The organism is Stenotrophomonas sp. GbtcB23 (assembly GCF_019091045.1).
Classification (GTDB): Bacteria; Pseudomonadota; Gammaproteobacteria; order Xanthomonadales; family Xanthomonadaceae; genus Stenotrophomonas; species Stenotrophomonas rhizophila_A.
The window spans coordinates 1-243 of sequence record NZ_JAGXKC010000614.1 but is presented as its reverse complement, the minus strand read 5'-3'; the positions used below and the strand labels follow the sequence as shown (position 1 = coordinate 243).

Sequence of the window (243 nt, the reverse complement as noted above, 5' to 3'; positions counted from 1 at the left end):
ACCGGGGTACGGGTGTCCTGGCGGGCGTAGAACGCCGGCAGCACCACCTTGTGCAGGGCGAAGGCCGGCAGGGCGTAGCTCTGGCCGTACACCGTCAGCGCGGTCATGCGGGGATCGAAGGCGGTGAACTGGCCATGCTGGAAGATCGTGGGGATCAGCGGCTCGGCGCACAGCATCAGGCCGAGCTTGGCCGGCACGGCGATCAGCAGCGGGGTGCGCAGGCCCCAGTCCGGCCCGCCGGAG

At 71.2% G+C, this 243-nt stretch carries 1 protein-coding gene; it reads right to left on the bottom strand.

Annotation, left to right across the window (positions count from 1 at the left end; all coding sequences use genetic code 11):
- On the bottom strand, window positions 1-243 hold a 243-nt coding region (locus tag KVS69_RS20305; RefSeq protein WP_302675402.1), incomplete at both ends, for a lipid II flippase MurJ.